Origin of the sequence: Nonomuraea sp. NPDC050153, assembly GCF_044460125.1 — a bacterium.
Classification (GTDB): domain Bacteria; phylum Actinomycetota; class Actinomycetes; order Streptosporangiales; family Streptosporangiaceae; genus Nonomuraea.
Genome location: NZ_JBITJQ010000006.1, coordinates 316,461 through 340,151, shown reverse-complemented (window position 1 = coordinate 340,151; position 23,691 = coordinate 316,461). Strand labels below are relative to the sequence as shown.

The following is a 23,691-nucleotide window of genomic DNA, read 5'->3' as shown; positions in this document are numbered from 1 at the left end:
GGGCTCCCGCTCTTGGGAGTCCGGGCGCGCTGCATTCCGGGCCTTGTGGTTATGGCTTTTCGTTACGGCGGAACTCGTTACGGTGTAGCAGGCACCGTTGCGCACCCATGCCGGTGGCGCGCCCTCCAGGTGGAGCGGTTGGCCGGAAGGCGAAACCGCCTGGTCCCACTCACCGCCTCGTGCGCCTTGCGCCGACGGGTCGCGCTCCGCCCTGTGTCCCACCGCGTTGCCTCGTGCTGCGTTCTTCGCACCCGGTCGCGTCGCCCTGCGCCCTGCCACGCGGCCTTGCATCGTGAGGCGTTGAGGGCGCGCTCAGAGCCCCCCACGCCGTATTGCACGGGGTGCCTCGCGCCGCACAGGGGCGAGCTGTGCCTTCGGCGTGCCCCCATGTGTCGCGCGGTGGTGGAGCGTTTTCGCCCGTGGGCCTGTCGTAGGACGCCGCCACTGGCGCGGCTACGTGCGTGAGAGGGCTTGACCCGAGGGGATGACCTCGTTGGTGTTGGTGTCCGTGGTGTCGCTTCAGTTGCGGGTGATGAAGATCCGGGTGATGTCGTCCCGTTGGAGGCGGATGCTGTCGTGGTCGACATTTTCGAGGAGAACACTTGGCTGATGAGTTTGCGGCTTTCGGTGCTCCAGCGGGTCGGTGAGCCGGCATCCGGAGATAATCGCGAAATGGTGTGAACGCGGTGAAGCGATAGCGCCGGAATTCGATCTGAGGAGCATCGCAGGCTCTTCTGAGAGGGTGTTTGATTTGAGTGGATTGCGGCTTATGCCCTAGTAGGTGCCTCGCCGGGTCGGGTCGTCTCGTCCGTTATGTGCCTGGTCAGATTGTTGATCGACGCGATGTGGATCACGGCTTGGGAGCTGGCGGATAAGGTCTCATAATCGCGGATTAAGCGGCGACACAGCATGAGCCGGCCCAAGCTGCGTTCGACGACCCATCGGCGTTTGACGACATGAAATACGCTGGTTTCGGCTTTTCTGGAGACGGCTTCGACGTCGATGCCTGATGTAGCGCCGTGCTCGATTAAGGCGTTCTTGAAGCCGGTGTCGACCCAGGTTTTGGATATCGTCGGGTAGGCGTTTTTGTTTGGTCGAGATGCCCTTTGCCGATCACGTTGTCGGACAGGCCTGCCGTGGCGACGGCTACGGCGAGGATGATGCCGAGCGTGGCGCGTTGTAGAAGACCTCCAGCTCAGGGGCGGGCTGGAAGGCGTAGTAGCCGTGGACGTCCTGCTCGTCGCGGGAGCGCAGGCCCACCGTGATCTCCGTCCTGCCGGCGGCCACCGAGCCCGGGACGGCGTCGGAGGCGTTCAGCACGAACGGGTCGGCAGTCGAGCACGCCGCCGACGGGACGGTGCCGGTGACCTTGCGGATCCACTCGGCCGGTTCGTTCCAGGTCGTCTGATCGGTGATGGGCCCGGTGAACCACAGCTCGAAGCCTCGCTCGTACTCCTCACAGGGCGTCTGGCGCCGGAGCACCAGGTGGGCCCCCAGGAGCCGCTTGCCGATCAGGGGCGTGAGGTCGTAGCGGGCGTACGAGCGTTTCGCGTCGATGGACGGGTCGAGGCCCGCGCTGGGCCCGGTGTCGCCGTTCCAGTACGGGGTATCAGGGTCGCGCTGGGAGACGAGGGCCCATGCCGCGGGCTTGATCCTTGTCGACGCCGGAGAGCCGGGGATCACCGGCAGCGGCGGCGCCTGGGGACCCGTGAAGGAGACCTCCGCCTGCGTGTAGGTGGACAGGTCGATCCGGCCGAGCGGGTCGTCCTCCTCGGCGCTGCGCGCTCCGAGGTAGAGGCTCGTCTCGCGCAGGCCGATCGCTTGGCGGACGTAGTTCGTGATGTCGAAGCGGAAGGAGTCGTAGCCGTCGTATCCGGGGGGCGGGCACTTCCCCCAGGCGCCCGGATAGGCGCCGATCAGGCGGGTCCACCCGGGTTCGTTCACCCAGGTGGTCTCGCCGTCGAACCGCGACGTCTGCCACAGCTGGAAGCCCTTTTCGTACGGTACGCAGCGGTCGTGCCGGCGCAGCTCGAGCGTCGCCTTGGTGACCGTCATCTCGCGCAGGCGGCTCAGGTCCAGGCGGAAGAAGGACCGGTTCAGGTCGCCCGTGTCCGGGTGGAGGCCGATGAACACGTCCGTTCCCTCGTTCCAGTACGACCTGTCCGGGAACTGTCGTGAGGTCTGGGTCCAGGCGTCGTTCGCCACGGTGATCGTGCCGGCGACCGGCTCGGCGTGCGCGGCCCCTGTGTTCATCGCCGTGATCGTTCCGGCTGACACGGCCAGTGCGACGAGGCCCGAGCGTACGCGTAACCACATGATTCCCCCGTTCGGATTGATGGCCGACACGACACCCTAGGGACCGCCACTTCCACCGAGCTGTCGCCTGACTGTCGTCACGAGCGGGCGCAGGACGTGCCCCTTCACAGGCCGAGCCGGTCGTGCGCGAAGCCCCGGTACAAAGGCTGCGGGTGCTGTGCCAACCGGTGGCGGAGGTCACGTAGCCGCGCTCGTCCGAAACCGCCGGGCCTCTCACGATCATGACGGTGGAGTCAGTGCCGCAGGAGGACCTGACCACGTGGCCGGCTTGCGGAGACCGCGACGCCGACCATCCTGGCAGTCCGCCTTCCGCTCACATCCTGCGACCGAGCTCGGGTTGCGGGCTCGCCTGCCCGAGGTCGTCGCGCGGGAGTCCCTGAAGAAGGAGGAACGGCTGCGCGTTGCCGATCCCAAGTTCCGCGGGGGCTGACGCCGGTCAGCGACGAGTTGGCGACCGGAAGGAGGAGATCGGCCTGTTGTACGCAAGCACCGTCGCGACGACCTGCGACGGCAGGACGGTCTCGGTGGCCCACGTCTGTGGCCACAACCTTCGCCTGGTCTGCCGGGTCGGCGCCGCCCGGCGGCTGACCGCTTCCGACGACTGGTGAGGTGCCGTCCTGGTGGTTGGTCGGCCAGTCGGGGGAGGAGACGCTCGGCCTGGTCGGACGCTCGCGTAGTGGGACTTTCCGTCTCAGCCCCGTGCCCGTGCCGAGGGCCGGGGGCGCCGTCGTGCAAACGGGCGTCCTGGCAGTCCTCGCGAACCCGTCACGGTTCGCCCCTCCGTCCCGATATCATGGGTCCGGAGCAGTAGCCGGGTACTGATGAAAACGGTCTCGGCGTCCTGGAGTGGCAAGGCTTGTCCGCTTTGCCGCGCCGCTTTGACGTGTCGCAGAGGCCTGGGTAGTCTTGAGCTTCGTGCCCGTCTCTAGCGGGCTCTCGACCGTGCGCTCAATTGCGGGCGCGGGACGGCTTCCAGGCTCGTAAACCTCGCGGGACGTCTGCGTGAACAGCGCGACACGCCCGAGCGCGGGGGCACCGAGACGGGGAAAAATCAGCAGGTCATGACACCGGCAGTACCTGCGAAATGCATCACAACTGACGTAACACCGGCCAAGGCACGAAACGGAGTGGCAGTGCCCACTATTCAGCAGTTGGTCCGCAAGGGCCGGCAGGACAAGGTCTCCAAGACCAAGACTCCTGCCCTCAAGGGGAGTCCGCAGCGGCGCGGCGTGTGCCAGCGCGTGTACACCACGACCCCGAAGAAGCCCAACTCGGCACTGCGCAAGGTGGCCCGCGTTCGCCTCACGAACGGTATCGAGGTCACGGCCTACATCCCGGGTGTGGGTCACAACCTGCAGGAGCACTCCATCGTGCTCGTGCGTGGCGGTCGTGTGAAGGACCTGCCCGGTGTTCGCTACAAGATCATCCGCGGTTCGCTCGACACCCAGGGTGTCCGCAACCGCAAGCAGGCCCGCAGCCGCTACGGCGCGAAGAAGGAGAAGAGCTAACAATGCCTCGCAAGGGTTCTCCTGGCCGTCGTCAGCTCATGGCTGACCCGGTTTACAGCTCGCCCCTGGTGACCGCCCTGATCAACAAGGTGCTTCTCGACGGCAAGCGTTCCATCGCGCAGTCGATCGTGTACGGCGCCCTCGAGGGCTGCAGGGAGAAGACCGGCAACGACCCGGTCGTCACCCTGAAGCGCGCGCTCGACAACGTCAAGCCGACCCTCGAGGTCCGCAGCCGTCGCGTCGGTGGCGCCACGTACCAGGTGCCGGTCGAGGTGCGCGCCGCGCGCAGCACCACCCTGGCCCTGCGCTGGCTGGTGCAGTACTCCCGTGCCCGCCGCGAGAAGACCATGACCGAGCGCCTCATGAACGAGCTCCTCGACGCCAGCAACGGCCTTGGGGCGAGTGTCAAGAAGCGCGAGGACACCCACAAGATGGCCGAGTCCAACAAGGCCTTCGCCCACTACCGCTGGTAACCCCGGCGGGTTCGACGAGACGACGAGGACGCGAGAGAAGTGGCCACCACGACCGCTCTTGACCTGGCCAAGGTCCGAAACATCGGGATCATGGCCCATATCGACGCGGGCAAGACCACCACGACCGAGCGCATCCTGTTCTACACCGGTATCAACTACAAGATCGGTGAGGTCCACGAGGGCGCTGCCACGATGGACTGGATGGAGCAGGAGCAGGAGCGCGGCATCACGATCACGTCTGCCGCGACCACCTGTGAGTGGATCGGTCACACCATCAACATCATCGACACCCCGGGTCACGTCGACTTCACCATCGAGGTGGAGCGCTCGCTCCGCGTCCTCGACGGTGCCGTCGCCGTGTTCGACGGCGTCGCGGGTGTCGAGCCGCAGTCGGAGACGGTGTGGCGCCAGGCTGACCGCTACGACGTCCCCAGGATCTGCTTCGTCAACAAGATGGACCGTGTCGGCGCGGAGTTCCACCGCTGCGTCGACATGATGATCAGCCGTCTGGGCGCGACCCCGGCTGTCATCCAGCTTCCGTGGGGCGTTGAGGCCGACTTCAAGGGCGTCATCGACCTCATCAAGATGAAGGGTTACCTCTGGAGCGCCGAGGCGGCCAAGGGCGAGATGTACGACACCGTCGACATCCCGGCCGACCACGCCGAGGCCGCCCGCGAGTGGCGTGACCGCCTCATCGAGACGGTCGCCGAGAACGACGACGAGCTGATGGAGCTCTTCCTCGAGGGCGTCGAGCCCACCGAGGAGCAGCTGGTCGCGGCCATCCGCCGCGCGACGCTGGCCAGCGCCATCAACCCGGTGCTCTGCGGCACCGCGTTCAAGAACAAGGGCGTGCAGCCCCTGCTCGACGCGATCGTGGCCTTCCTCCCCGCGCCGACCGACATCCCGGCCTTCAAGGGCCACGCGGTCGGCCACGAGGACAAGGTCATCGAGCGTCACGCGGACCCGACCGAGCCGTTCTCCGCTCTGGCCTTCAAGATCGCCAGCGACCCGCACCTGGGCAAGCTGACCTACATCCGCATCTACTCGGGCACGCTCGAGACCGGTTCACAGGTTGTCAACTCTGTGAAGGGTAAGAAGGAGCGGATCGGCAAGATCTACCAGATGCACGCCAACAAGCGCGAGGAGCGCCCGACGGCGATCGCCGGCCAGATCGTCGCGGTCATGGGTCTGAAGGACACCACGACCGGCGACACCCTGTCCGACCCGTCGAACCAGGTCGTGCTCGAGTCGATGACGTTCCCGGCTCCGGTCATCAACGTCGCCATCGAGCCCAAGACCAAGGGCGACCAGGAGAAGCTGTCGACCGCCATCCAGCGGCTGGCCGAGGAGGACCCGTCCTTCCAGGTTCGCCGTGACGAGGAGACCGGTCAGACGGTCATCTGGGGCATGGGCGAGCTTCACCTGGAGATCCTCGTCGACCGCATGCGTCGCGAGTTCAAGGTCGAGGCCAACGTCGGCCGTCCGCAGGTCGCCTACCGCGAGACCATCCGCCGCAAGGTGGAGAAGCTCGACTACACCCACAAGAAGCAGACCGGTGGTTCCGGCCAGTTCGCGCGGGTGATCATCAACCTCGAGCCGCTGGGTGAGGGCAACGACGGCTACGAGTTCGAGAACAAGGTCACGGGTGGTCGTGTCCCGAGGGAGTACATCCCGTCGGTCGACGCGGGCGCCCAGGAGGCCGCCGAGTTCGGCGTGCTGGCCGGCTACCCGATGGTGGGCGTGAAGGTGACGCTCGTCGACGGTGCCGCGCACGACGTCGACTCCTCGGAAATGGCGTTCAAGATCGCCGGCTCGATGGCCTTCAAGGAGGCCGCGCGCAAGGCGGACGCAGTGCTTCTCGAGCCGATGATGGCCGTCGAGGTCACCACGCCCGAGGACTACATGGGTGATGTCATCGGTGACCTCAACGGTCGCCGCGGACAGATCCAGTCCATGGACGAGCGGGCCGGCGCCCGCGTCGTCACGGCGCTCGTGCCGCTGTCTGAGATGTTCGGCTACGTGGGTGACCTGCGTAGCAAGACGCAGGGGCGCGCGAGCTACAGCATGCAGTTCGACTCCTACTCGGAGGTGCCCCCGGGCATCGCCAAGGAGATCGTCGCGAAGGCCCGGGGCGAATAGTTCCAGGTCCTGAGGTGGCTGGGGTTGGTGGAGATCGTCGCCCCGCTGCCAAGGGGCCCGGGGCGAATAGTTCCAGGTCCTGAGGTGGCTGGGGTTGGTGGAGATCGTCGCCCCGCTGCCAAGGGACCCGGGGCGAATAGTTCCAGGTCCTGAGGTGGCCGGGGTTGGTGGAGATCGTCGCCCCGCTGCCAAGGGACCCGGGGCGAATGAAGTCCTGGTCCCTGGTGGGGTGGCGAGAGCCACCCCGCCGCCAAGGGGTTCGGGTGCTCCCGGGCCCGAGTGTGTAGACGAAAGTCAGTCAGATTCTCAAGGAGAGAACCAGTGGGCAAGGCCAAGTTCGAGCGGACTAAGCCGCACATGAACATCGGCACCATTGGACACATCGACCACGGCAAGACCACGCTGACCGCGGCGATCACCAAGGTGCTTCACGACCGTTTCCCCGAGCTGAACAAGGCGACCCCGTTCGACAAGATCGACAAGGCGCCCGAGGAGAAGGCTCGCGGCATTACGATCTCCATCGCGCACGTCGAGTACCAGACCGAGAAGCGTCACTACGCTCACGTTGACTGCCCCGGTCACGCCGACTACGTGAAGAACATGATCACCGGTGCCGCCCAGATGGACGGCGCCATCCTCGTGGTCGCCGCCACCGACGGCCCGATGCCGCAGACGAAGGAGCACGTCCTCCTGGCCCGCCAGGTCGGCGTCCCCTACATCGTCGTGGCCCTCAACAAGGCCGACATGGTCGACGACGAGGAGATCCTCGAGCTCGTCGAGCTTGAGGTCCGTGAGCTCCTGTCCGCTCAGGAGTTCCCCGGCGACGACCTGCCCGTCGTCCGCGTCTCCGCTCTCAAGGCTCTCGAGGGCGACCAGAAGTGGGCCGACAGCATCATCGAGCTGATGAACGCCGTCGACGAGAACGTGCCCGAGCCGCCGCGTGAGACGGACAAGCCGTTCCTCATGCCGGTCGAGGACGTCTTCTCGATCACCGGTCGCGGCACGGTCGTCACCGGCCGTATCGAGCGCGGTGTCGTCAAGATCAACGAGCAGGTCGACATCATCGGCATCAAGACCGAGAAGACCACCACCACCGTCACCAGCATCGAGATGTTCAACAAGATGCTCGACGAGGGTCACGCGGGTGACAACGCCGCCCTGCTGCTCCGTGGCATCAAGCGCGACGACGTCGAGCGCGGCCAGTGCATCATCAAGCCGGGCACGACCACCCCGCACACCGAGTTCAACGGCCAGGTCTACATCCTGTCCAAGGACGAGGGCGGCCGCCACACGCCGTTCTTCAACAACTACCGCCCGCAGTTCTACTTCCGTACGACTGACGTGACCGGTGTCGTGAACCTCCCCGAGGGCACGGAGATGGTCATGCCGGGCGACAACACCGAAATGCGCGTTGAGCTGATCCAGCCCATCGCCATGGAGGAAGGCCTCAAGTTCGCGATCCGTGAGGGTGGCCGCACCGTCGGCGCCGGCCGGGTCGTGAAGATCATCAAGTAGCTGGACCGTCGGGGCGGCGGTCGGCCCCGGGCTTCTGGGGCCGACCGCCGAACCACGTCAGGGACCTCATGTAAGAGGCCGTGATCCAGCAGTCGCTTCGGCCGGTCACATATGACCGAAGTCACTGCCGGATCACGGAAGAAAAGGCAGATCCACTGCGTCTGCCTCGTGGGGTCTGGCAGGTTCGACCTGCACCAATACAGCGGCAACAGGCCGCACGATACTTTTTCAGACGACAGCGAAGGACACCGAGGCCACTATGGCGGGACAGAAGATCCGCATCCGGCTTAAGGCCTATGACCACGAGGTCATCGACAGCTCGGCCAAGAAGATCGTCGAGACGGTGACGCGGACTGGCGCGAAGGTCGCGGGCCCGGTGCCGCTGCCGACCGAGAAGAACGTGTACTGCGTCATCCGCTCGCCGCACAAGTACAAGGACAGCCGCGAGCACTTTGAGATGCGCACGCACAAGCGGCTGATTGACATCATCGACCCGACCCCCAAGACGGTTGACTCGCTCATGCGTCTCGACCTTCCCGCGGGTGTCGACATTTCGATCAAGCTCTGAGGGAACGCACTGACATGGCTAAGACGATCAAGGGCGTCCTGGGCAAGAAGCTCGGCATGACCCAGGTCTTCGACGCGGACAACCGGCTGGTGCCGGTGACCGTGGTCGAGGCCGGTCCGTGCGTGGTGACCCGGGTCCGCACCGCTGAGAAGGACGGCTACTCCGCCATCCAGCTCGGCTTCGGGCAGGTCGACCCCCGGAAGGTCAACAAGCCGCTCGGCGACTACCTGCGTAAGCACGACATCACCCCGCGCCGTTACTTCGCGGAGATCCGCACCGACGACGCGAGCGACTACAACCTGGGCCAGGAGCTGCTGGCCGACACCTTCGAGGCCGGCCAGTTCGTCGACGTGACGGGCAAGAGCAAGGGCAAGGGCTTCGCCGGTGTCATGAAGCGGCACGGCTTCGGTGGTCTGGGCGCGTCGCACGGTACGCAGCGCAAGCACCGTTCGCCGGGTTCCATCGGTGGCTGCGCCACCCCGGGCCGCGTTTTCAAGGGTCTGCGCATGGCTGGTCGGATGGGTAACGTCCGCACCACTGTGCAGAGCCTCAAGGTTCACTCCGTGGACGCCGAGAAGGGCCTCATCCTGATCAAGGGTGCGATCCCCGGCGCCAACGGAAGCCTGGTCCTCGTCCGTACCGCTGCCAAGAAGGGGGCTGCCAAGTGAGCACCACTATTGACGTCCTCGACGCCAGCGGCGCCAAGGCCGGCACCGTCGACCTGCCCGAAGACATCTTCGGCGCCAAGGTCAACGTGCCGCTGATCCACCAGGTGGTCGTGGCCCAGCTCGCCGCTCGCCGGCAGGGCACCCACAAGGCCAAGACCCGTGGTGAGGTCTCCGGCGGTGGCAAGAAGCCGTACCGCCAGAAGGGCACCGGCCGCGCCCGTCAGGGCTCGACCCGCGCGCCGCAGTTCGCCGGCGGTGGCGTCGTCCACGGTCCCGTGCCGCGCGACTACTCGCAGCGCACGCCCAAGAAGATGAAGGCCGCCGCCCTGCGTGGCGCCCTCTCCGACCGGGCCGGCGGCGGCCGCGTCCACGTGGTCAGCACGCTGGTCGCGGGCGAGACGCCCAAGACCAAGGCCGCCCTGGAGGCGCTGCGCAAAATCACCCAGGCTCCGCGCGTTCTCGTCGTGGTCGACGAGGCCGACGAGCTGACGTGGCTGAGCCTGCGTAACGCTCCCGAGGTCCACCTGCTGGACGCGGGGCAGCTCAACACGTACGACGTGCTCGTGGCGGACGACGTGGTCTTCACGCAGGAGGCGTACGACCAGGTCGTCGCCCGCCTGAGCGACAGCGGGAAGGAAGAGGCCTGATGGAGAAGATCGCCGACCCGCGCGACATCATCATCAAGCCGGTCGTCTCTGAGAAGAGCTACGGCCTGATCGATGAGAACAACAAGTACACGTTCCTGGTGAAGAACACCGCCAACAAGACCCAGGTCAAGATCGCCGTCGAGCAGATCTTCGGGGTCAAGGTCACCAGCGTGAACACGATCAACCGGCAGGGCAAGCGCAAGCGCACCCGTACCGGTTTCGGCAAGCGGCCCGACACCAAGCGCGCGATCGTGAGCCTGGTAGAGGGCGATCGGATCGACATCTTCGGTCAGATCGGCTAGCAGCGCCATAGAAGTGAGCGCGGGCCGCATGGCCCGCGCGGGGCTGAGACCGTCGCGCTTCCGCGCGGCGGGCTCACCCATGTAACCGACGAAGGATGAACGAAAAAGATGGGCATCCGTAAGTACAAGCCGACGACCCCGGGTCGCCGCGGGTCGAGTGTCTCGGACTTCTCCGAGATCACCCGCAGCACGCCCGAGAAGTCGTTGCTTGCGCCCCTTCACAGCAAGGGCGGCCGTAACGTACACGGCCGGGTGACCGCCCGCCACCAGGGCGGCGGTCACAAGCGCGCCTACCGGATCATTGACTTCCGTAGGCATGACAAGGACGGCATTCCGGCCAAGGTCGCTCACATCGAGTACGACCCCAACCGCACCGCCAACATCGCTCTGCTCCACTACGCCGACGGCGAGAAGCGCTACATCATCGCGCCGACCGGCATCAAGCAGGGCGACCGTATCGAGAACGGCCCCACTGCCGACATCAAGCCGGGCAACTGCCTGCCGCTGCGCAACATCCCGACGGGTACCTTCATCCACGCGGTGGAGCTCCGTCCGGGCGGCGGCGCCAAGCTCGGCCGTTCCGCGGGCGCCCAGATCCAGCTGCTCGCCAAGGAAGGCCAGTACGCGACCCTGCGTATGCCGTCCGGTGAAATGCGCATGGTCGACGTGCGCTGCCGGGCGACGGTCGGCCAGGTCGGCAACGCCGAGCAGGCCAACATCAACTGGGGCAAGGCCGGCCGTATGCGGTGGAAGGGCAAGCGCCCCACCGTCCGTGGTGTCGCGATGAACCCCGTCGACCACCCGCACGGTGGTGGTGAGGGCAAGACCTCCGGTGGTCGCCACCCGGTGAACCCGAAGGGCAAGCCCGAGGGTCGCACCCGCCAGGCCAACAAGGCCAGCGACCGGTTGATCATCCGTCGCCGGAGCAAGAGGAAGAAGCGGTAGGAGCAGCCGAAATGCCACGTAGCCTTAAGAAGGGTCCCTTCGTGGACGGTCACCTTCAGAAGAAGGTCGACGTCCAGAACGAGAAGGGCACCAAGAACGTCATCAAGACGTGGTCGCGGCGCTCCATGATCGTTCCCGACATGCTCGGGCACACGATCGCCGTGCACGACGGCCGCAAGCACGTCCCGGTCTTCGTGACCGAGTCGATGATCGGCCACAAGCTGGGAGAGTTCGCCCCCACGCGGACCTTCCGCAGCCACGTCAAGGAAGACCGCCGCAGCCGGCGGTAAGCGTCCCGGAAGTAGGAGAAAGCGATGGAAGCCAGGGCTCAGGCGCGGTTCGTCCGTGTCACGCCCCAGAAGGCCCGCCGTGTGGTGGACCTCATTCGCGGGCTGCCCGCTTCGGAGGCGCAGGCCGTGCTGCAGTTCGCTCCCCAGTCGGCGAGCGAGCCGATCTACAAGGTGCTCAGCAGCGCTATGGCGAACGCGGAGCACAACTTCGACCTCGACCCGCAGACGCTCGTCGTCAGCCGGGCGTGGGTCGACGAGGGCCCGACGCTGAAGCGGTTCCGCCCGCGTGCCCAGGGTCGTGCCTATCGGATCAACAAGCGGACGAGCCACATCACTGTGATCGTGGAGTCCCGCGAGCCGAAGGGAAGGACCCGATAGTGGGCCAGAAGGTTAACCCGCACGGGTTCCGCCTCGGCATCACGACCGACTTCAAGAGCCGGTGGTACGCCGACAAGCTGTACAAGGCATACGTCGCCGAGGACGTGGCGATCCGCCGCATGCTGCAGAAGGGCATGGAGCGGGCCGGCATCTCCAAGGTCGAGATCGAGCGCACGACGGACCGCGTTCAGGTGGACATCCACACCGCGCGTCCCGGCATCGTGATCGGCCGCCGCGGCGCCGAGGCGGACCGTATCCGTGGCGACCTGGAGAAGCTGACCAAGAAGCAGGTCCAGCTCAACATCCTCGAGGTCAAGAACCCGGAGATCGACGCGCAGCTCGTCGCGCAGGGCGTGGCCGAGCAGCTGTCCAGCCGTGTGTCGTTCCGCCGCGCCATGCGCAAGGCGATGCAGTCGGCCATGAAGTCCGGCGCCAAGGGCATCCGTGTCCAGTGCGCCGGTCGTCTGGGCGGCGCCGAGATGTCGCGGTCGGAGTTCTACCGCGAGGGCCGCGTGCCGCTGCACACCCTCCGCGCGGACATCGACTACGGCTTCTACGAGGCCCGTACGACCTTCGGCCGCATCGGCGTGAAGGTCTGGATCTACAAGGGCGAGGCTCCGACCAGCCGCGCCGAGCGTGAGGCGGCTGCCGCCGGCGCTCGTGCCGGTCAGCGTCGCGAGCGTGATGACCGTCGTGGTGGCGGCGGCGACCGTCCGCGTCGTGGTGGCGGCGACCGCCCCCGTCGCGGTGGCGGTGGCCGTGGCGACCGCGCCCCCCGCACTGAGGCGGCCTCGCAGGCCGCCCCCGAGACCGGCCCGGCTGCGCAGCCGGGTGCTGAAGGGAGCTGACCATGCTGATCCCGCGCAGGGTCAAGCACCGCAAGCAGCACCGGCCTGACCGCAGCGGAGCCGCCAAGGGCGGCACCAGGGTCACGTTCGGCGAGTTCGGCATCCAGGCGGTTGAGCACTCCTACGTGACCAACCGTCAGATCGAGTCGGCTCGTATCGCCATGACCCGTCACATCCGCCGTGGCGGCAAGGTGTGGATCAACATCTACCCCGACCGTCCGCTCACGAAGAAGCCCGCCGAGACCCGCATGGGTTCCGGTAAGGGTTCGCCGGAGTGGTGGATCGCCAACGTCAAGCCCGGACGCGTGATGTTCGAGCTGTCCGGCGTGGCGGAGTCGGTCGCGCGTGAGGCGCTCACCAGGGCGATCCACAAGCTGCCGATGAAGTGCAAGATCGTTAAGCGTGAAGTGGGTGAGGCGTGATGGCTAAGGGCCTGACCGCCGGCGAGCTGCGGCTCGAGGACGAGGACACCCTCGTCCAGAAGCTGAAGGAGGCGAAGGAGGAGCTGTTCAACCTCCGCTTCCAGGCGGCGACCGGTCAGTTGGAGAGCCACGGGCGGCTGCGCGCCGTCCGCCGCGAGATCGCCCGTATCTACACCGTGATGCGCGAGCGGGAGCTCGGCATCGTCACGGTCGAGAAGGAGACGAGCGATGGCTGAGACCGAGACCACTGAGACGAACGAGCAGCGGAACTTCCGCAAGGTCCGCGAGGGCCTTGTCGTGAGCGACAAGATGGACAAGACCGTCGTCGTCGCCGTCGAGGACCGCGTCAAGCACCGTCTGTACGGCAAGGTCATCCGCCGTACGACCAAGTACAAGGCACACGACGAGGCCAACGCCTGCGGCGTCGGCGACCGCGTGCTGCTCATGGAGACCCGCCCCCTCTCCGCCACCAAGCGGTGGAGGGTCGTGGAGATCCTCGAGAAGGCCAAGTAACAACAGCCTTCTCGACATATACCGCGCCTCGTGGGGGCTCTGAGAGCCCCCATGACGGCGTCCAAGGACGCGGGGCCACACGTGGTCCCGCGTCGCCTGCGGTGCGGCGCCTATGGGCGTTGTGGCCGTGGGAACAAGACAACGACGGTTCCGCCAGGCTCAGAGATGAGAACCGGCGCGACTAACAGGAGTTCAACGTGATCCAGCAGGAGTCGCGGCTCAAGGTCGCCGACAACACGGGAGCGAAGGAAATCCTTTGCATCCGTGTGCTCGGCGGCTCGGGCCGACGCTACGCCGGTATCGGCGACATCATCGTCGCCACTGTCAAGGACGCGCTGCCGGGCAGCACGGGCGTCAAGAAGGGCGACGTGGTCAAGGCCGTCATCGTCCGCACGGTCAAGGAGCGCCGCCGGCCCGACGGCTCCTACATCCGCTTCGACGAGAACGCCGCCGTCATCATCAAGGACAGCGGTGACCCTCGCGGCACTCGTATCTTCGGCCCGGTCGGCCGCGAGCTGCGTGACAAGAAGTTCATGCGGATCATCTCGCTCGCCCCGGAGGTGCTGTGATGCCGAAGTCGTTGCATGTGAAGAAGGGCGACCTCGTCCAGGTCATCGCCGGCAAGGACAAGGGTGCCAAGGGTCACGTCATCGCCACGCTCCCGCGCGAGGACCGCGTGGTGGTCGAGGGCGTCAACATGATCAAGAAGCACTCCAAGGAGACCCACCAGGGTCCGCGCGGCGCCAAGACGGGCGGCGTGCAGACCATGGAGGGCCCCATCCACGTCTCGAACGTGAAGAAGCTCAAGGACGACAAGCCCGCCGAGAAGAAGGCCGACGAGAAGAAGGCCGACGAGACGGGTGAGGACAGCTGATGACTGCCACGACCACTGAGACCGAGCGCCCGACGCCGCGACTCAAGACGAAGTACCGCGAGGAGATCGCGGCCCAGCTTCGCGAGCAGTTCGGCATCGAGAACGTCATGCAGATCCCGGCGCTGACCAAGATCAAGGTCAACATGGGCGTCGGCGAGGCGGCTCGCGACTCGAAGCTCATCGAGGGCGCCGTCCGCGACCTCACCGTGATCACCGGCCAGAAGCCGGCCGTCGTCCGGGCGCGCAAGTCCATCGCCCAGTTCAAGCTGCGCGAGGGCATGCCGATCGGCGCGCACGTCACGCTGCGTGGCGACCGCATGTGGGAGTTCCTCGACCGGCTGCTCGCGCTGGCCCTGCCCCGTATCCGGGACTTCCGGGGCCTGTCGCCCAAGCAGTTCGACGGCAACGGCAACTACACCTTCGGTCTGACCGAGCAGGTCATGTTCCACGAGGTCGACCAGGACAAGGTCGACCGGCCGCGGGGCATGGACATCACGATCGTGACCACCGCGAAGAACGACGACCAGGGCCGGGCGCTGCTGAAGCTCCTCGGCTTCCCGTTCAAGGAGGCCTGATCCAATGGCGAAGAAGTCGCTGATCGCCAAGGCGGGGCGCAAGCAGAAGTTCGAGGTCCGGGCGTACACCCGTTGCTCGCGTTGTGGCCGGCCGCGCGCCGTCTACCGCAAGTTCGGGCTCTGCCGCGTGTGCTTCCGCGAGATGGCGCACCGGGGCGAGCTGCCCGGCATCACCAAGTCGAGCTGGTAGATAACCTTAGGGGCGGCCTCGTGCCGCCCCTGGGTGATCATATTTTCAGAAGAAGACCAGGGCGCTCCCAAGGAGCGTCCATGACCACGCCGAAGGTCCACCGGCAGAGCGCTGCTTGGCCGACTGGAAACCGCGGCGAGGAAGGCCACTGGCCATGACGATGACCGACCCGATCGCAGACATGCTCACGCGTCTGCGAAACGCGAATTCGGCGTACCACGACAGCGTGTCGATGCCGTACTCCAAGATCAAGGCGCACATCGCCGAGATCCTCCAGCAGGAGGGTTACATCCAGGCTTGGACCGTCGAGGACGCCAAGGTTGGCAAGAACCTCGTGGTGGAGCTGAAGTTCGGGCCGACTCGTGAGCGGTCGCTCGCGGGCGTGCGCCGGGTGTCGAAGCCCGGTCTGCGGGTTTATGCAAAGAAGGACAACCTGCCTCGGGTCCTGGGCGGACTGGGCGTCGCGATCATCTCGACGTCCCACGGCCTCATGACCGACAAGCAGGCCGGCAAGCGTGGCGTGGGCGGGGAAGTCCTCGCCTACGTCTGGTAGAGGGGAGGAACACAGCATGTCGAGAATCGGACGGCTGCCCATCCCTGTGCCCAGCGGCGTGGACATCACGATCACCGGCCAGGAAGTCCAGGTAAAGGGCCCGAAGGGCACGCTCAGTCACAAGGTCGCGGACCCCATCACGGTCGCTCGCGACGAGGACGGCGCCGTAGCCGTCTCCCGGCCCAACGACGAGAACAAGGTCCGTGCGCTGCACGGCCTGTCGAGGACGCTCATCGCCAACATGGTGCAGGGTGTCACCCAGGGTTACACCAAGGCCCTGGAGATCGTCGGCGTCGGTTACCGCGTCCAGGCCAAGGGTCCGACGCAGCTGGAGTTCTCGCTGGGCTTCAGTCACCCGGTCATCGTGGACGCCCCCGAGGGCGTCACCTTCCGCGTCGAGAAGCCGACCCTGTTCCACGTGGACGGCATCGACAAGCAGAAGGTCGGCGAGGTCGCGGCCAACATCCGCAAACTGCGCAAGCCTGACCCGTACAAGGGCAAGGGCGTGCGCTACCAGGGCGAACAGATCCGCCGCAAGGTCGGAAAGGCTGGTAAGTAGGCATGGCTCCGAAGACTGCGTTCAGCAAGCACACGGCTGCCCGCACCGTCTCGCGGGCCCGCCGTCACCGCCGCGTCCGCAAGAACGTCGTCGGCACGACCGCGCGTCCGCGCCTGGTCGTCAACCGTTCGACCCGTCACATGTTCGTCCAGATCGTGGACGACACCGTCGGCCACACGCTGGTGAGCGCGTCCACCATGGACCCCTCGCTGCGCGCGCTCGAGGCGGACAAGACCGAGAAGGCGAAGAAGGTCGGCGAGCTCCTCGCTCAGCGGGCCAAGGAAGCCGGGATCACCGCAGTCGTGTTCGACCGCGGTGGCAACCGCTACGCCGGCCGCATCGCGGCTCTGGCGGACAGCGCCCGCGAAGGCGGGCTCGAATTCTGATGGCAACTGAGAAGAGGAACCACTGATGGCTGCAGCTCCGCGTCGCGGTGGCGGCACCGGTGGCGAGCGGCGGGACCGTCGTGACGATCGCCGCGGTGGCGCCGCCGACAAGGGCGTCTCGTACATCGAGCGCGTAGTGAAGATCAACCGAGTGGCCAAGGTCGTGAAGGGTGGTCGTCGCTTCAGCTTCACCGCCCTCGTCGTCGTCGGTGACGGCAACGGCCTGGTCGGCGTCGGCTACGGCAAGGCCAAGGAAGTGCCCGCGGCCATCGCCAAGGGCGTCGAAGAGGCGAAGAAGCACTTCTTCAAGGTGCCCCGGATCCAGGGCACCATCCCGCACACGGTGCAGGGCGAAGAGGCGGCCGGCGTCGTCTTCCTGCGTCCGGCCTCGGCCGGTACCGGCGTCATCGCCGGCGGTCCGGTGCGCGCGGTGCTGGAGTGCGCGGGCATCCACGACGTGCTGTCGAAGTCGCTCGGCTCCGACAACCCGATCAACATCGTGCACGCCACCGTGGCGGCTCTGAAGGGCCTGTCGCGCCCCGAGGAGATCGCCGCCCGCCGTGGCCTGCCGATCGAGGACGTCGCTCCGGCCCGCATGCTGAAGGCTCAGCGTGAGGGTCTCGCCGAGGCGGCGGCCGCGAAGGCGGTGAGCTAGTCATGGCACGCCTGAAGATCACTCAGGTTCGCTCGAAGATCGGTGGCAAGCAGAACCAGCGTGACTCGCTGCGTTCGCTTGGCCTGAAGCGAATCGGCGACGTCGTCGTCAAGGAGGACCGGCCCGAGATTCGCGGGATGGTCTCCGTGGTGACGCACCTCGTCGAGGTGGAAGAGGTCGACTAGTCATGACTGACAAGGCTCCGCTCAAGATTCACGACCTGCGTCCCGCCCCCGGCGCCAACAAGGCCAAGATCCGCAAGGGTCGCGGCGAGGCGTCGAAGGGCAAGACCGCCGGTCGCGGCACCAAGGGCAGCCACGCCCGTACGACCGTCCCCCTCGGTTTCGAGGGTGGTCAGGTGCCGCTGCAGAGGCGTCTGCCGAAGCTCAAGGGCTTCTCCAACGCGCTGTTCAAGACGACCTACCAGGTCGTCAACCTGGACAAGCTCGGTGAGCTGTTCCCCGAGGGTGGCGAGGTCACCGTCGAGGCGCTGGTCGCCAAGGGTGCTGTCCGCAAGAACCAGCTCGTGAAGGTGCTCGGCACCGGCGAGATCTCCGTTTCGGTGAACGTTCAGGCTCACGCCTTCTCGTCCACCGCGAAGGAGAAGATCGCCGCTGCGGGTGGCTCCGTTACCGAGCTGTAAGAGCTATTACGAGGCGTGGGGGCTTTGACAAATGCCCCCACGCCCGTAGTGCGTTAGAGTTCGCGAGACGGCAGGCTTCTGACCGACTCGTTTGACCTAAGACACAGATGTCAGATCCCTGCACCATCGCATACTCACACCGCCGTAAAGGCGCGCAGGAGGGACCGTGCTGACCGCGTTTACCCGGGCGTTCCGGACACCGGACCTGCGCAAGAAGTTGCTCTTCACCCTGGGCATCATCGCGCTTTTCCGTCTCGGCTCGGTTCTTCCGACTCCGGGAGTTCACGTCCAGAACCTCGCGGCCTGTTTCGATCAGGCCCGTCAGGGAGCCGCCGGCAACATCTACGGGATGGTGCAGCTGTTCAGCGGTGGTGCGCTCCTGAAGCTTTCGGTGTTCGCGCTGGGCATCATGCCGTACATCACCGCGAGCATCATTCTCCAGTTGCTCGTCGTCGTCATTCCGCGACTCGAGGCGCTGAAGAAGGAGGGACAGGCCGGTCAGACGAAGATCACGCAGTATACGCGTTATCTGACCATCGGTCTTGCCATCCTGCAGTCCACCGCCTTCATCGCGCTGGCGCGCACCGGGCAGCTGTTCCCGAACTGCCAGCAGGACGTGCTGCTCGACCCCGACAACATCTTCGGCATCGTCACGATGGTCATCATCATGACCGCCGGTACGTCGGTGATCATGTGGCTCGGTGAGCTCATCACCGACCGCGGCGTCGGCAACGGCATGTCCATCCTGATCTTCACCCAGGTCGTCGCGGTCTTCCCGTCCGAGCTGGCCAACATCTTCCAGGCGAACAAGTTCACCTTCTCGGTCGTCATGGTCGTCGGCATCTTCATGATCGCCGCGGTGGTCTTCGTCGAGCAGGCGCAGCGGCGCATCCCGGTCCAGTACGCCAAGCGGATGGTCGGGCGCCGGATGTACGGCGGCACGTCCACCTACATCCCGCTGAAGGTCAACCAGGCCGGCATCATCCCGGTCATCTTCGCCTCCTCGCTGCTCTACCTGCCGCAGCTGCTGACGTCGCTCTTCCAGACCACGGACAACGCCTTCATCCGCTGGATCTCGCAGAACCTGGCCACGGGCGACACGCCGATCTACATGGCCACGTTCTTCCTGCTGATCATCTTCTTCACGTACTTCTACGTGTCCATCACGTTCAACCCCACTGAAGTCGCCGACAACATGAAGAAGTACGGTGGTTTCATTCCGGGCATCCGTCCTGGCAGGCCGACGGCTGAATACCTGAACTTCGTGCTCACTCGTCTGACCGCGCCGGGCTCGCTCTATCTGGGTCTGATCGCCATGGTCCCGATCGTCGCGCTTGCGGTGTCCGGTGCGAGCCAGAACTTCCCGTTCGGAGGGACGAGCATTCTGATCATGGTAGGCGTCGGCCTTGACACCGTTAAGCAGATCGAGAGCCAGCTCCAGCAGCGTAACTACGAAGGTTTCCTGCGGTAGTGCGTCTCGTTCTGGTCGGGCCCCCCGGAGCGGGTAAGGGGACACAGGCCCAGTACATCGCATCGAACCTGTCCATCCCGAAGATCTCGACAGGTGACATCTTCCGTGCCAACGTTTCGGGGGGCACGGATCTTGGCAAGCTGGCCAAGACGTACATGGACCGTGGTGACCTGGTGCCCGACGAGGTCACCATCGCCATGGTCCGTGACCGTCTGTCCGAGGACGACGCGCAGGACGGGTTCCTGCTCGACGGCTTCCCGAGGAACGTCGCACAGGCGGAGATCCTGCGCGACATGCTCAAGGACTGGGGCCAGGCGCTCGACCTCGTACTCGAGCTCGTCGTCGACGACGACGAGGTGGTCAGACGGCTGGCCGGCCGTCGCACCTGCAGCCAGTGCGGCCGCATCTGGCACGTCGAGTTCGACGACAAGAAGGACGACAAGTGCGACGCGTGCGGGGGCGCGCTCTTCCAGCGTGACGACGACAAGGAGGAGACCGTCAGGCACCGCCTGGAGGTCTACCAGGAGCAGACGGCACCGCTGGTCTCCTACTACGCCAATGAGGACATTCTCGTGGGGGTCGACGCCACGGGCCCGGTCGAGGAGGTCACCCAGCGGGCGATGGACGCGATCCGCCCGTACATGGGTTAGCTCCGGTTACGAGCGATTTGCGGAGGTGGCACGGGTTTCCGTGCCACCTCGCGGCTATTGTGGGGGGAATTGGGCCCCCATAGTGGCCCGTTGAGACCCAGGGGGGCAGAAGATGTTCAAAAGGAACAGACACGGCATTCAGATCAAGTCGCCAGAGCAGCTGGAGAAGATGCGGGCGGCGGGCCTGGTGGTCGGGCGCACGCTCGACCTGCTCAGGCGCTCGGTCGAGCCCGGCATGACGCCGCTCGACCTCGACGTCATCGCCGAGAAGGCGATCAGGGACGAGGGCGCGATCCCGTCGTTCAAGGGCTACCAGGGCTTCCCCGCGACGATCTGCGCGTCGGTGAACGACGAGGTGGTGCACGGCATCCCGACCGACGCCCGGAAGCTGCGCGACGGCGACATCATCTCCATCGACTGCGGCGCGATCCTGGACGGCTGGCACGGTGACTCGGCCGTCACGGTCCCGATCGGCGAGGTGGACCCGAAGCTGACCGAGCTGATGCGGATCACCGAGGAGTCCATGTGGCGCGGCATCGCGGCGCTGCGGGTCGGCCGCCACCTGTCCGACATCGGCCACGAGGTGGAGCGGTACGTCAAGTCGCAGGGCCGCTTCGGCATCCCCCCGGAGTACGGCGGGCACGGCATCGGCACCGAGATGCACATGGACCCCTGGATCGCCAACCACGGCCGGCCCGGCCGCGGCCCGGTGCTGGAAGAGGGCATGTGCCTGGCCATCGAGCCCATGGTGAACCTGGGCACCGAACGGACCCGCGTGCTGGCCGACGAGTGGACCGTGGTGACGATCGACGGCAAGCACTCCGCGCACTTCGAACACAGCGTCGCCGTGACACATAATGGTCCTTGGGTGCTGACCGCCCTGGACGGCGGCAAAGAGCGCCTTGCCCAACTGCAGAACTGACCCCCGGGAGTGGGTGGGATGGCGAACAGCCCCGAGATGCGAGCCTCCGACGCCGACCGTGACCGCGTCGCCGCCATCCTCCGCGAGCACACCGCGCAGGGCCGCATCACGATGGAGGAGTTCAACGAGCGGCTCGAACAGCTCTACAAGAGCAGGACGTACGGAGAACTGGCCAGGCTGACGGTCGACCTGCCCGACGTCGATCTGCGCAACCGGCCCGCCACGGTGCCGCAGAGCAGCCCCGCGAAGCGCGCCGGCACGCATCCCGGCATCCGGGCGGCCTGGAGCGCCTGGGCCGCGGCCAGCGGCATCAACTGGGTGATCTGGCTGATCGTGAGCATCACGTCGGGGGACCTGATCTACCCCTGGCCACTGTGGGTCATGGGCCCCTGGGGCGTCATCCTGCTGGTCAGCACCCTCTTCGGCAACCAGCCGCCCCAGACGCGCAAGTAGGGGCTGTGTGCACAAGTGCACTGTGTGCATTCGTGCGCAGTACGGATATGTCTGGATTCCTAACGTGAGCTGTGTCGGGAAGCACGACTCACGGAGGAACCCAAATGCGCAAGATGCTTGCGGCCGCCACCCTCGCCGGCTCGATCGCCGTCACCGGCCTCGCCGTCGCCCCCGCCGCCCAGGCGGCCACCGCCACCCAGTCGACGGTCACGTCGATCAGCAGCTGGGGCAAGTACTACTCGAGCAACCACAAGGCCTACACCTACGGCAAGACCTGGAAGAAGAACGGCAAGGTCTACACCCACTGGTACGGCAAGGAGTCCACGCCGAAGAAGGGGTACGTGTGGTTCAAGTACTACTCCGGCGGCAAGTGGCACAAGTTCGTCCAGGCCTGGGACGGCTCGTACCAGGCGACCTGGTCGAAGTTCGGCATCAAGAAGCTGTACACCTACACCTGCTGGGGCGGCGCGTTCAAGTACTGCGGTCCGGAGCACCGCATCTACTAGGACCTCGACCCACTGGAACAGGGCCCGCCGGGATCTCTCCCTCGGCGGGCCTTCCGCATTCAGGGATGGTCGAACGCCGATGAATGTGGGGTAGACTCTTCTCTGGTTGTGTCAGGACACCTGGCACGCGTTTCGCGTTTTAGGCTCAGGTGTCGTACACTCCTTAGTCGGCTCACTATGACTATCACGCGTCGGCGACCGTTGCCGGTCGCCGCTCTCTTCGAAGCGTGAGGTCGCGGCTGCTTAGTGAACCGGAGCCTCAGACGATCGATCAGTGAAACGCGAGGAATCTTGGCCAAGAAAGACGGCGCCATCGAGATCGAGGGCACTGTGGTCGAGTCGCTCCCGAACGCCATGTTCCGGGTGCAGCTCGACAACGGCCATAAGGTCCTGGCCCATATCAGCGGGCGAATGCGGATGCACTACATCCGGATTCTGCCGGATGACCGGGTAGTCGTTGAACTGAGCCCCTACGACCTGAGTCGTGGGCGGATCGTCTACCGATACAAGTAAGACGTCTGAGGAATCACGAAGGACAATGAAGGTAAAGCCGAGCGTCAAGAAGATCTGCGACAAGTGCAAGGTGATCCGCCGGCACGGTCGCGTCATGGTGATCTGCGACAACCTGCGCCACAAGCAGCGCCAGGGCTAGTCGCCGCAAGGCTCCCCGAGTCCGCCCCGATTGAGGGAGCGGGCTCGACGCATGAGGAGCCTGAGTCAGTAATCGCGTCTCACACCTGAGCAGGCGGGCCCTTTTCGAAAGGCCCGAACCGCTCTGGAGACCCCCGGTCGGAGGCCGGGGCCCTCACCCCGGGCATTGGGGAGGGGTAGTGCGGCGCAAGACCTCCGCCACAAAGAAGGAGAATGCCCGACCATGGCTCGCCTGGTTGGCGTCGACCTCCCCCGCGAGAAGCGGCTGGAGATCGCTCTCACCTACATCTACGGAATCGGCCGCACCCGCGCCCAGGAGATCCTCCAGGCCACCGGTGTCAGCGGCGACCTCCGCGTGCACCAGCTCTCCGACACCGAGCTCGTCCCGATGCGTGACTACATCGAGGCGAACTTCAAGATCGAGGGTGACCTGCGCCGCGAGGTCCAGGCCGACATCCGTCGCAAGATCGAAATCGGTTGTTACCAGGGCATCCGGCACCGCAAGGGCCTGCCCGTCCACGGTCAGCGCACGCAGACCAACGCGCGCACCCGCAAGGGCAAGAAGAAGACCGTGGCCGGTAAGAAGAAGCCCGGTAAGAAGTAGTCCACAGCCGCGGACCGAAGACCTCAGGAGTAATGGCAAACAATGCCTCCTAAGAGCCGCCAGGGCGCGCCGAAGAAGGTGCGCCGCAAGGAAAAGAAGAACGTCGCTCACGGGCACGCCCACATCAAGAGCACGTTCAACAACACGATCGTCTCGATCACGGACCCCAACGGGAACGTGATCTCCTGGGCCAGCGCCGGCCACGTGGGTTTCAAGGGCTCCCGCAAGTCCACCCCGTTCGCCGCCCAGATGGCCGCGGAGAACGCCGCTCGCCGCGCCATGGAGCACGGCATGCGCAAGGTCGACGTCTTCGTCAAGGGTCCCGGCTCCGGCCGTGAGACCGCGATCCGCTCGCTTCAGGCCACCGGCCTCGAGGTGGGCTCGATCCAGGACGTCACCCCGGTTCCGCACAACGGTTGCCGGCCGCCGAAGCGCCGCCGCGTCTGAAGAAGCCCAGGAGATACTGA

Annotated in this window: 37 protein-coding genes and 1 pseudogene; 36 read left to right on the top strand and 2 right to left on the bottom strand. The window is 65.9% G+C overall.

What is annotated here, in order from left to right; translation table 11 throughout:
• Window positions 1-471: 471 nt before the first annotated feature.
• On the top strand, window positions 472-681 hold the full coding sequence (locus ACIBQ1_RS18685; RefSeq protein WP_397278921.1) for a hypothetical protein: 210 nt from the start codon (window positions 472-474) through the stop codon (window positions 679-681).
• 93 nt (window positions 682-774) lie between these two features.
• On the opposite strand, the pseudogene ACIBQ1_RS18680 reads toward ACIBQ1_RS18685, so the two are convergent.
• Together ACIBQ1_RS18680 and ACIBQ1_RS18675 are read right to left on the bottom strand one after the other, a co-directional pair.
• A pseudogene (locus ACIBQ1_RS18680) lies at window positions 775-1,171 on the bottom strand (transposase); the annotation flags it as partial.
• On the bottom strand, window positions 1,147-2,253 hold the full coding sequence (locus tag ACIBQ1_RS18675) for a hypothetical protein (RefSeq protein WP_397278919.1): 1,107 nt from the start codon (window positions 2,251-2,253) through the stop codon (window positions 1,147-1,149). The gene ACIBQ1_RS18675 and the pseudogene ACIBQ1_RS18680, both read right to left, overlap by 25 nt.
• A gap of 539 nt (window positions 2,254-2,792) precedes the next feature.
• Between ACIBQ1_RS18675 and ACIBQ1_RS18670 the strand changes: the two genes are divergently transcribed.
• From ACIBQ1_RS18670 to rpsK, 35 genes are all read left to right on the top strand, one after another.
• Window positions 2,793-2,924 (top strand): hypothetical protein, encoded by a 132-nt coding sequence (locus ACIBQ1_RS18670; RefSeq protein WP_397278917.1) that lies wholly within the window; start codon window positions 2,793-2,795, stop codon window positions 2,922-2,924.
• Window positions 2,925-3,449: 525 nt separating this feature from the next.
• A complete protein-coding gene (gene rpsL / locus ACIBQ1_RS18665) occupies window positions 3,450-3,824 on the top strand; it encodes a 30S ribosomal protein S12 (protein ID WP_020542315.1) in 375 nt (124 codons plus the stop codon).
• Window positions 3,825-3,826: 2 nt separating this feature from the next.
• Window positions 3,827-4,297, top strand: coding sequence for a 30S ribosomal protein S7 (gene rpsG / locus ACIBQ1_RS18660; RefSeq protein WP_020542314.1), 471 nt, complete (start codon window positions 3,827-3,829; stop codon window positions 4,295-4,297).
• Between the two features lie 90 nt (window positions 4,298-4,387).
• Window positions 4,388-6,436 (top strand): elongation factor G, encoded by a 2,049-nt coding sequence (gene fusA, locus ACIBQ1_RS18655; RefSeq protein ID WP_397279116.1) that lies wholly within the window; start codon window positions 4,388-4,390, stop codon window positions 6,434-6,436.
• Window positions 6,437-6,757: 321 nt separating this feature from the next.
• The gene (tuf, locus tag ACIBQ1_RS18650; protein WP_355378619.1) at window positions 6,758-7,951 is read left to right on the top strand and encodes an elongation factor Tu; all 1,194 of its coding nucleotides are present in this window, start codon (window positions 6,758-6,760) and stop codon (window positions 7,949-7,951) included.
• Window positions 7,952-8,210: 259 nt separating this feature from the next.
• Window positions 8,211-8,519, top strand: a complete 309-nt coding sequence (gene rpsJ / locus ACIBQ1_RS18645) for a 30S ribosomal protein S10 (protein WP_012887830.1) — start codon at window positions 8,211-8,213, stop codon at window positions 8,517-8,519.
• Between the two features lie 14 nt (window positions 8,520-8,533).
• A complete protein-coding gene (gene rplC, locus ACIBQ1_RS18640; protein WP_397278914.1) occupies window positions 8,534-9,187 on the top strand; it encodes a 50S ribosomal protein L3 in 654 nt (217 codons plus the stop codon).
• Window positions 9,184-9,834 (top strand): 50S ribosomal protein L4, encoded by a 651-nt coding sequence (rplD, locus tag ACIBQ1_RS18635; RefSeq protein WP_355378615.1) that lies wholly within the window; start codon window positions 9,184-9,186, stop codon window positions 9,832-9,834. The genes rplC and rplD overlap by 4 nt, the downstream gene beginning before the upstream one ends.
• The gene (rplW, locus tag ACIBQ1_RS18630) at window positions 9,834-10,136 is read left to right on the top strand and encodes a 50S ribosomal protein L23 (RefSeq protein WP_350730984.1); all 303 of its coding nucleotides are present in this window, start codon (window positions 9,834-9,836) and stop codon (window positions 10,134-10,136) included. Before rplD ends, rplW begins: the two co-directional genes overlap by 1 nt.
• Window positions 10,137-10,244: 108 nt before the next feature.
• A complete protein-coding gene (gene rplB, locus ACIBQ1_RS18625; RefSeq protein ID WP_355378614.1) occupies window positions 10,245-11,081 on the top strand; it encodes a 50S ribosomal protein L2 in 837 nt (278 codons plus the stop codon).
• Between the two features lie 11 nt (window positions 11,082-11,092).
• Entirely contained in the window at window positions 11,093-11,371 is a 279-nt protein-coding gene (gene rpsS / locus ACIBQ1_RS18620) for a 30S ribosomal protein S19 (RefSeq protein WP_192789896.1), read from the top strand.
• A gap of 24 nt (window positions 11,372-11,395) precedes the next feature.
• Window positions 11,396-11,749, top strand: a complete 354-nt coding sequence (gene rplV / locus ACIBQ1_RS18615) for a 50S ribosomal protein L22 (protein WP_020542306.1) — start codon at window positions 11,396-11,398, stop codon at window positions 11,747-11,749.
• Window positions 11,749-12,597 carry a 30S ribosomal protein S3 gene (gene rpsC / locus ACIBQ1_RS18610; protein ID WP_397278911.1) on the top strand — a complete coding sequence of 283 codons (849 nt, stop codon included), beginning with the start codon at window positions 11,749-11,751 and terminating at the stop codon, window positions 12,595-12,597. Before rplV ends, rpsC begins: the two co-directional genes overlap by 1 nt.
• Before the next feature lie 2 nt (window positions 12,598-12,599).
• On the top strand, window positions 12,600-13,019 hold the full coding sequence (gene rplP / locus ACIBQ1_RS18605) for a 50S ribosomal protein L16 (RefSeq protein ID WP_355378611.1): 420 nt from the start codon (window positions 12,600-12,602) through the stop codon (window positions 13,017-13,019).
• A complete protein-coding gene (rpmC, locus tag ACIBQ1_RS18600; protein ID WP_106253417.1) occupies window positions 13,019-13,255 on the top strand; it encodes a 50S ribosomal protein L29 in 237 nt (78 codons plus the stop codon). Before rplP ends, rpmC begins: the two co-directional genes overlap by 1 nt.
• Entirely contained in the window at window positions 13,248-13,532 is a 285-nt protein-coding gene (rpsQ, locus tag ACIBQ1_RS18595; protein ID WP_185070626.1) for a 30S ribosomal protein S17, read from the top strand. The genes rpmC and rpsQ overlap by 8 nt, the downstream gene beginning before the upstream one ends.
• A 197-nt stretch (window positions 13,533-13,729) precedes the next feature.
• A complete protein-coding gene (gene rplN / locus ACIBQ1_RS18590) occupies window positions 13,730-14,101 on the top strand; it encodes a 50S ribosomal protein L14 (RefSeq protein WP_106253399.1) in 372 nt (123 codons plus the stop codon).
• 11 nt (window positions 14,102-14,112) lie between these two features.
• Window positions 14,113-14,406 (top strand): 50S ribosomal protein L24, encoded by a 294-nt coding sequence (gene rplX, locus ACIBQ1_RS18585; protein WP_397279115.1) that lies wholly within the window; start codon window positions 14,113-14,115, stop codon window positions 14,404-14,406.
• Entirely contained in the window at window positions 14,406-14,981 is a 576-nt protein-coding gene (rplE, locus tag ACIBQ1_RS18580) for a 50S ribosomal protein L5 (protein WP_106253395.1), read from the top strand. The genes rplX and rplE overlap by 1 nt, the downstream gene beginning before the upstream one ends.
• A 4-nt stretch (window positions 14,982-14,985) precedes the next feature.
• Window positions 14,986-15,171, top strand: a complete 186-nt coding sequence (locus tag ACIBQ1_RS18575; RefSeq protein WP_020542298.1) for a type Z 30S ribosomal protein S14 — start codon at window positions 14,986-14,988, stop codon at window positions 15,169-15,171.
• A gap of 154 nt (window positions 15,172-15,325) precedes the next feature.
• Window positions 15,326-15,724, top strand: coding sequence for a 30S ribosomal protein S8 (gene rpsH, locus ACIBQ1_RS18570; protein WP_219467986.1), 399 nt, complete (start codon window positions 15,326-15,328; stop codon window positions 15,722-15,724).
• Window positions 15,725-15,740: 16 nt separating this feature from the next.
• Window positions 15,741-16,283, top strand: coding sequence for a 50S ribosomal protein L6 (rplF, locus tag ACIBQ1_RS18565; RefSeq protein WP_397278908.1), 543 nt, complete (start codon window positions 15,741-15,743; stop codon window positions 16,281-16,283).
• A gap of 2 nt (window positions 16,284-16,285) precedes the next feature.
• Complete coding sequence (gene rplR, locus ACIBQ1_RS18560) at window positions 16,286-16,669, top strand: 50S ribosomal protein L18 (protein ID WP_344997575.1); 384 nt, start codon at window positions 16,286-16,288, stop codon at window positions 16,667-16,669.
• 25 nt (window positions 16,670-16,694) lie between these two features.
• Window positions 16,695-17,324 (top strand): 30S ribosomal protein S5, encoded by a 630-nt coding sequence (rpsE, locus tag ACIBQ1_RS18555; RefSeq protein ID WP_091090115.1) that lies wholly within the window; start codon window positions 16,695-16,697, stop codon window positions 17,322-17,324.
• A 2-nt stretch (window positions 17,325-17,326) separates the two neighbouring features.
• Window positions 17,327-17,509, top strand: coding sequence for a 50S ribosomal protein L30 (gene rpmD / locus ACIBQ1_RS18550; RefSeq protein ID WP_080043226.1), 183 nt, complete (start codon window positions 17,327-17,329; stop codon window positions 17,507-17,509).
• Between the two features lie 2 nt (window positions 17,510-17,511).
• A complete protein-coding gene (gene rplO / locus ACIBQ1_RS18545) occupies window positions 17,512-17,967 on the top strand; it encodes a 50S ribosomal protein L15 (RefSeq protein WP_397278906.1) in 456 nt (151 codons plus the stop codon).
• 166 nt (window positions 17,968-18,133) lie between these two features.
• Window positions 18,134-19,438: a preprotein translocase subunit SecY gene (secY, locus tag ACIBQ1_RS18540; protein ID WP_397278904.1), complete on the top strand. Its 1,305-nt coding sequence runs from the start codon at window positions 18,134-18,136 to the stop codon at window positions 19,436-19,438.
• Window positions 19,438-20,088, top strand: coding sequence for an adenylate kinase (locus ACIBQ1_RS18535; protein WP_397278902.1), 651 nt, complete (start codon window positions 19,438-19,440; stop codon window positions 20,086-20,088). Before secY ends, ACIBQ1_RS18535 begins: the two co-directional genes overlap by 1 nt.
• Before the next feature lie 112 nt (window positions 20,089-20,200).
• Complete coding sequence (gene map, locus ACIBQ1_RS18530; RefSeq protein WP_397278900.1) at window positions 20,201-21,010, top strand: type I methionyl aminopeptidase; 810 nt, start codon at window positions 20,201-20,203, stop codon at window positions 21,008-21,010.
• 18 nt (window positions 21,011-21,028) lie between these two features.
• On the top strand, window positions 21,029-21,463 hold the full coding sequence (locus ACIBQ1_RS18525; RefSeq protein WP_397278898.1) for a DUF1707 domain-containing protein: 435 nt from the start codon (window positions 21,029-21,031) through the stop codon (window positions 21,461-21,463).
• Between the two features lie 104 nt (window positions 21,464-21,567).
• The gene (locus ACIBQ1_RS18520) at window positions 21,568-21,969 is read left to right on the top strand and encodes a hypothetical protein (RefSeq protein ID WP_397278897.1); all 402 of its coding nucleotides are present in this window, start codon (window positions 21,568-21,570) and stop codon (window positions 21,967-21,969) included.
• 291 nt (window positions 21,970-22,260) lie between these two features.
• Window positions 22,261-22,482, top strand: a complete 222-nt coding sequence (infA, locus tag ACIBQ1_RS18515; protein WP_012887858.1) for a translation initiation factor IF-1 — start codon at window positions 22,261-22,263, stop codon at window positions 22,480-22,482.
• 25 nt (window positions 22,483-22,507) lie between these two features.
• Window positions 22,508-22,621, top strand: coding sequence for a 50S ribosomal protein L36 (gene rpmJ / locus ACIBQ1_RS18510; RefSeq protein ID WP_003956441.1), 114 nt, complete (start codon window positions 22,508-22,510; stop codon window positions 22,619-22,621).
• A gap of 222 nt (window positions 22,622-22,843) precedes the next feature.
• Window positions 22,844-23,224: a 30S ribosomal protein S13 gene (rpsM, locus tag ACIBQ1_RS18505; RefSeq protein WP_125644650.1), complete on the top strand. Its 381-nt coding sequence runs from the start codon at window positions 22,844-22,846 to the stop codon at window positions 23,222-23,224.
• A 42-nt stretch (window positions 23,225-23,266) separates the two neighbouring features.
• Window positions 23,267-23,671 (top strand): 30S ribosomal protein S11, encoded by a 405-nt coding sequence (gene rpsK / locus ACIBQ1_RS18500; RefSeq protein ID WP_020542285.1) that lies wholly within the window; start codon window positions 23,267-23,269, stop codon window positions 23,669-23,671.
• The last annotated feature ends 20 nt before the right edge of the window (window positions 23,672-23,691 follow it).

Bases quoted from the DNA above. Each gene is read 5' to 3' on its own strand.
- ACIBQ1_RS18675 (WP_397278919.1), bottom strand. From the start codon at position 2,253: ATGAACACAGGGGCCGCGCACGCCGAGCCGGTCGCCGGCACGATCACC.
- rpsK (WP_020542285.1), top strand. From the start codon at position 23,267: ATGCCTCCTAAGAGCCGCCAGGGCGCGCCGAAGAAGGTGCGCCGCAAG.
- rplF (WP_397278908.1), top strand. From the start codon at position 15,741: ATGTCGAGAATCGGACGGCTGCCCATCCCTGTGCCCAGCGGCGTGGAC.
- rplE (WP_106253395.1), top strand. From the start codon at position 14,406: ATGACTGCCACGACCACTGAGACCGAGCGCCCGACGCCGCGACTCAAG.
- rplB (WP_355378614.1), top strand. From the start codon at position 10,245: ATGGGCATCCGTAAGTACAAGCCGACGACCCCGGGTCGCCGCGGGTCG.
- rpmC (WP_106253417.1), top strand. From the start codon at position 13,019: ATGGCTAAGGGCCTGACCGCCGGCGAGCTGCGGCTCGAGGACGAGGAC.
- rpsG (WP_020542314.1), top strand. From the start codon at position 3,827: ATGCCTCGCAAGGGTTCTCCTGGCCGTCGTCAGCTCATGGCTGACCCG.
- rplR (WP_344997575.1), top strand. From the start codon at position 16,286: ATGGCTCCGAAGACTGCGTTCAGCAAGCACACGGCTGCCCGCACCGTC.
- ACIBQ1_RS18525 (WP_397278898.1), top strand. From the start codon at position 21,029: ATGGCGAACAGCCCCGAGATGCGAGCCTCCGACGCCGACCGTGACCGC.
- rpsE (WP_091090115.1), top strand. From the start codon at position 16,695: ATGGCTGCAGCTCCGCGTCGCGGTGGCGGCACCGGTGGCGAGCGGCGG.
- rpsQ (WP_185070626.1), top strand. From the start codon at position 13,248: ATGGCTGAGACCGAGACCACTGAGACGAACGAGCAGCGGAACTTCCGC.
- map (WP_397278900.1), top strand. From the start codon at position 20,201: ATGTTCAAAAGGAACAGACACGGCATTCAGATCAAGTCGCCAGAGCAG.
- rplW (WP_350730984.1), top strand. From the start codon at position 9,834: ATGGAGAAGATCGCCGACCCGCGCGACATCATCATCAAGCCGGTCGTC.
- rpsJ (WP_012887830.1), top strand. From the start codon at position 8,211: ATGGCGGGACAGAAGATCCGCATCCGGCTTAAGGCCTATGACCACGAG.
- rplV (WP_020542306.1), top strand. From the start codon at position 11,396: ATGGAAGCCAGGGCTCAGGCGCGGTTCGTCCGTGTCACGCCCCAGAAG.
- ACIBQ1_RS18520 (WP_397278897.1), top strand. From the start codon at position 21,568: ATGCGCAAGATGCTTGCGGCCGCCACCCTCGCCGGCTCGATCGCCGTC.
- rplC (WP_397278914.1), top strand. From the start codon at position 8,534: ATGGCTAAGACGATCAAGGGCGTCCTGGGCAAGAAGCTCGGCATGACC.
- fusA (WP_397279116.1), top strand. From the start codon at position 4,388: ATGGCCCATATCGACGCGGGCAAGACCACCACGACCGAGCGCATCCTG.
- ACIBQ1_RS18575 (WP_020542298.1), top strand. From the start codon at position 14,986: ATGGCGAAGAAGTCGCTGATCGCCAAGGCGGGGCGCAAGCAGAAGTTC.
- rpsH (WP_219467986.1), top strand. From the start codon at position 15,326: ATGACGATGACCGACCCGATCGCAGACATGCTCACGCGTCTGCGAAAC.
- rpmJ (WP_003956441.1), top strand. From the start codon at position 22,508: ATGAAGGTAAAGCCGAGCGTCAAGAAGATCTGCGACAAGTGCAAGGTG.
- rplO (WP_397278906.1), top strand. From the start codon at position 17,512: ATGACTGACAAGGCTCCGCTCAAGATTCACGACCTGCGTCCCGCCCCC.
- rpmD (WP_080043226.1), top strand. From the start codon at position 17,327: ATGGCACGCCTGAAGATCACTCAGGTTCGCTCGAAGATCGGTGGCAAG.
- rpsM (WP_125644650.1), top strand. From the start codon at position 22,844: ATGGCTCGCCTGGTTGGCGTCGACCTCCCCCGCGAGAAGCGGCTGGAG.
- rpsS (WP_192789896.1), top strand. From the start codon at position 11,093: ATGCCACGTAGCCTTAAGAAGGGTCCCTTCGTGGACGGTCACCTTCAG.
- rplP (WP_355378611.1), top strand. From the start codon at position 12,600: ATGCTGATCCCGCGCAGGGTCAAGCACCGCAAGCAGCACCGGCCTGAC.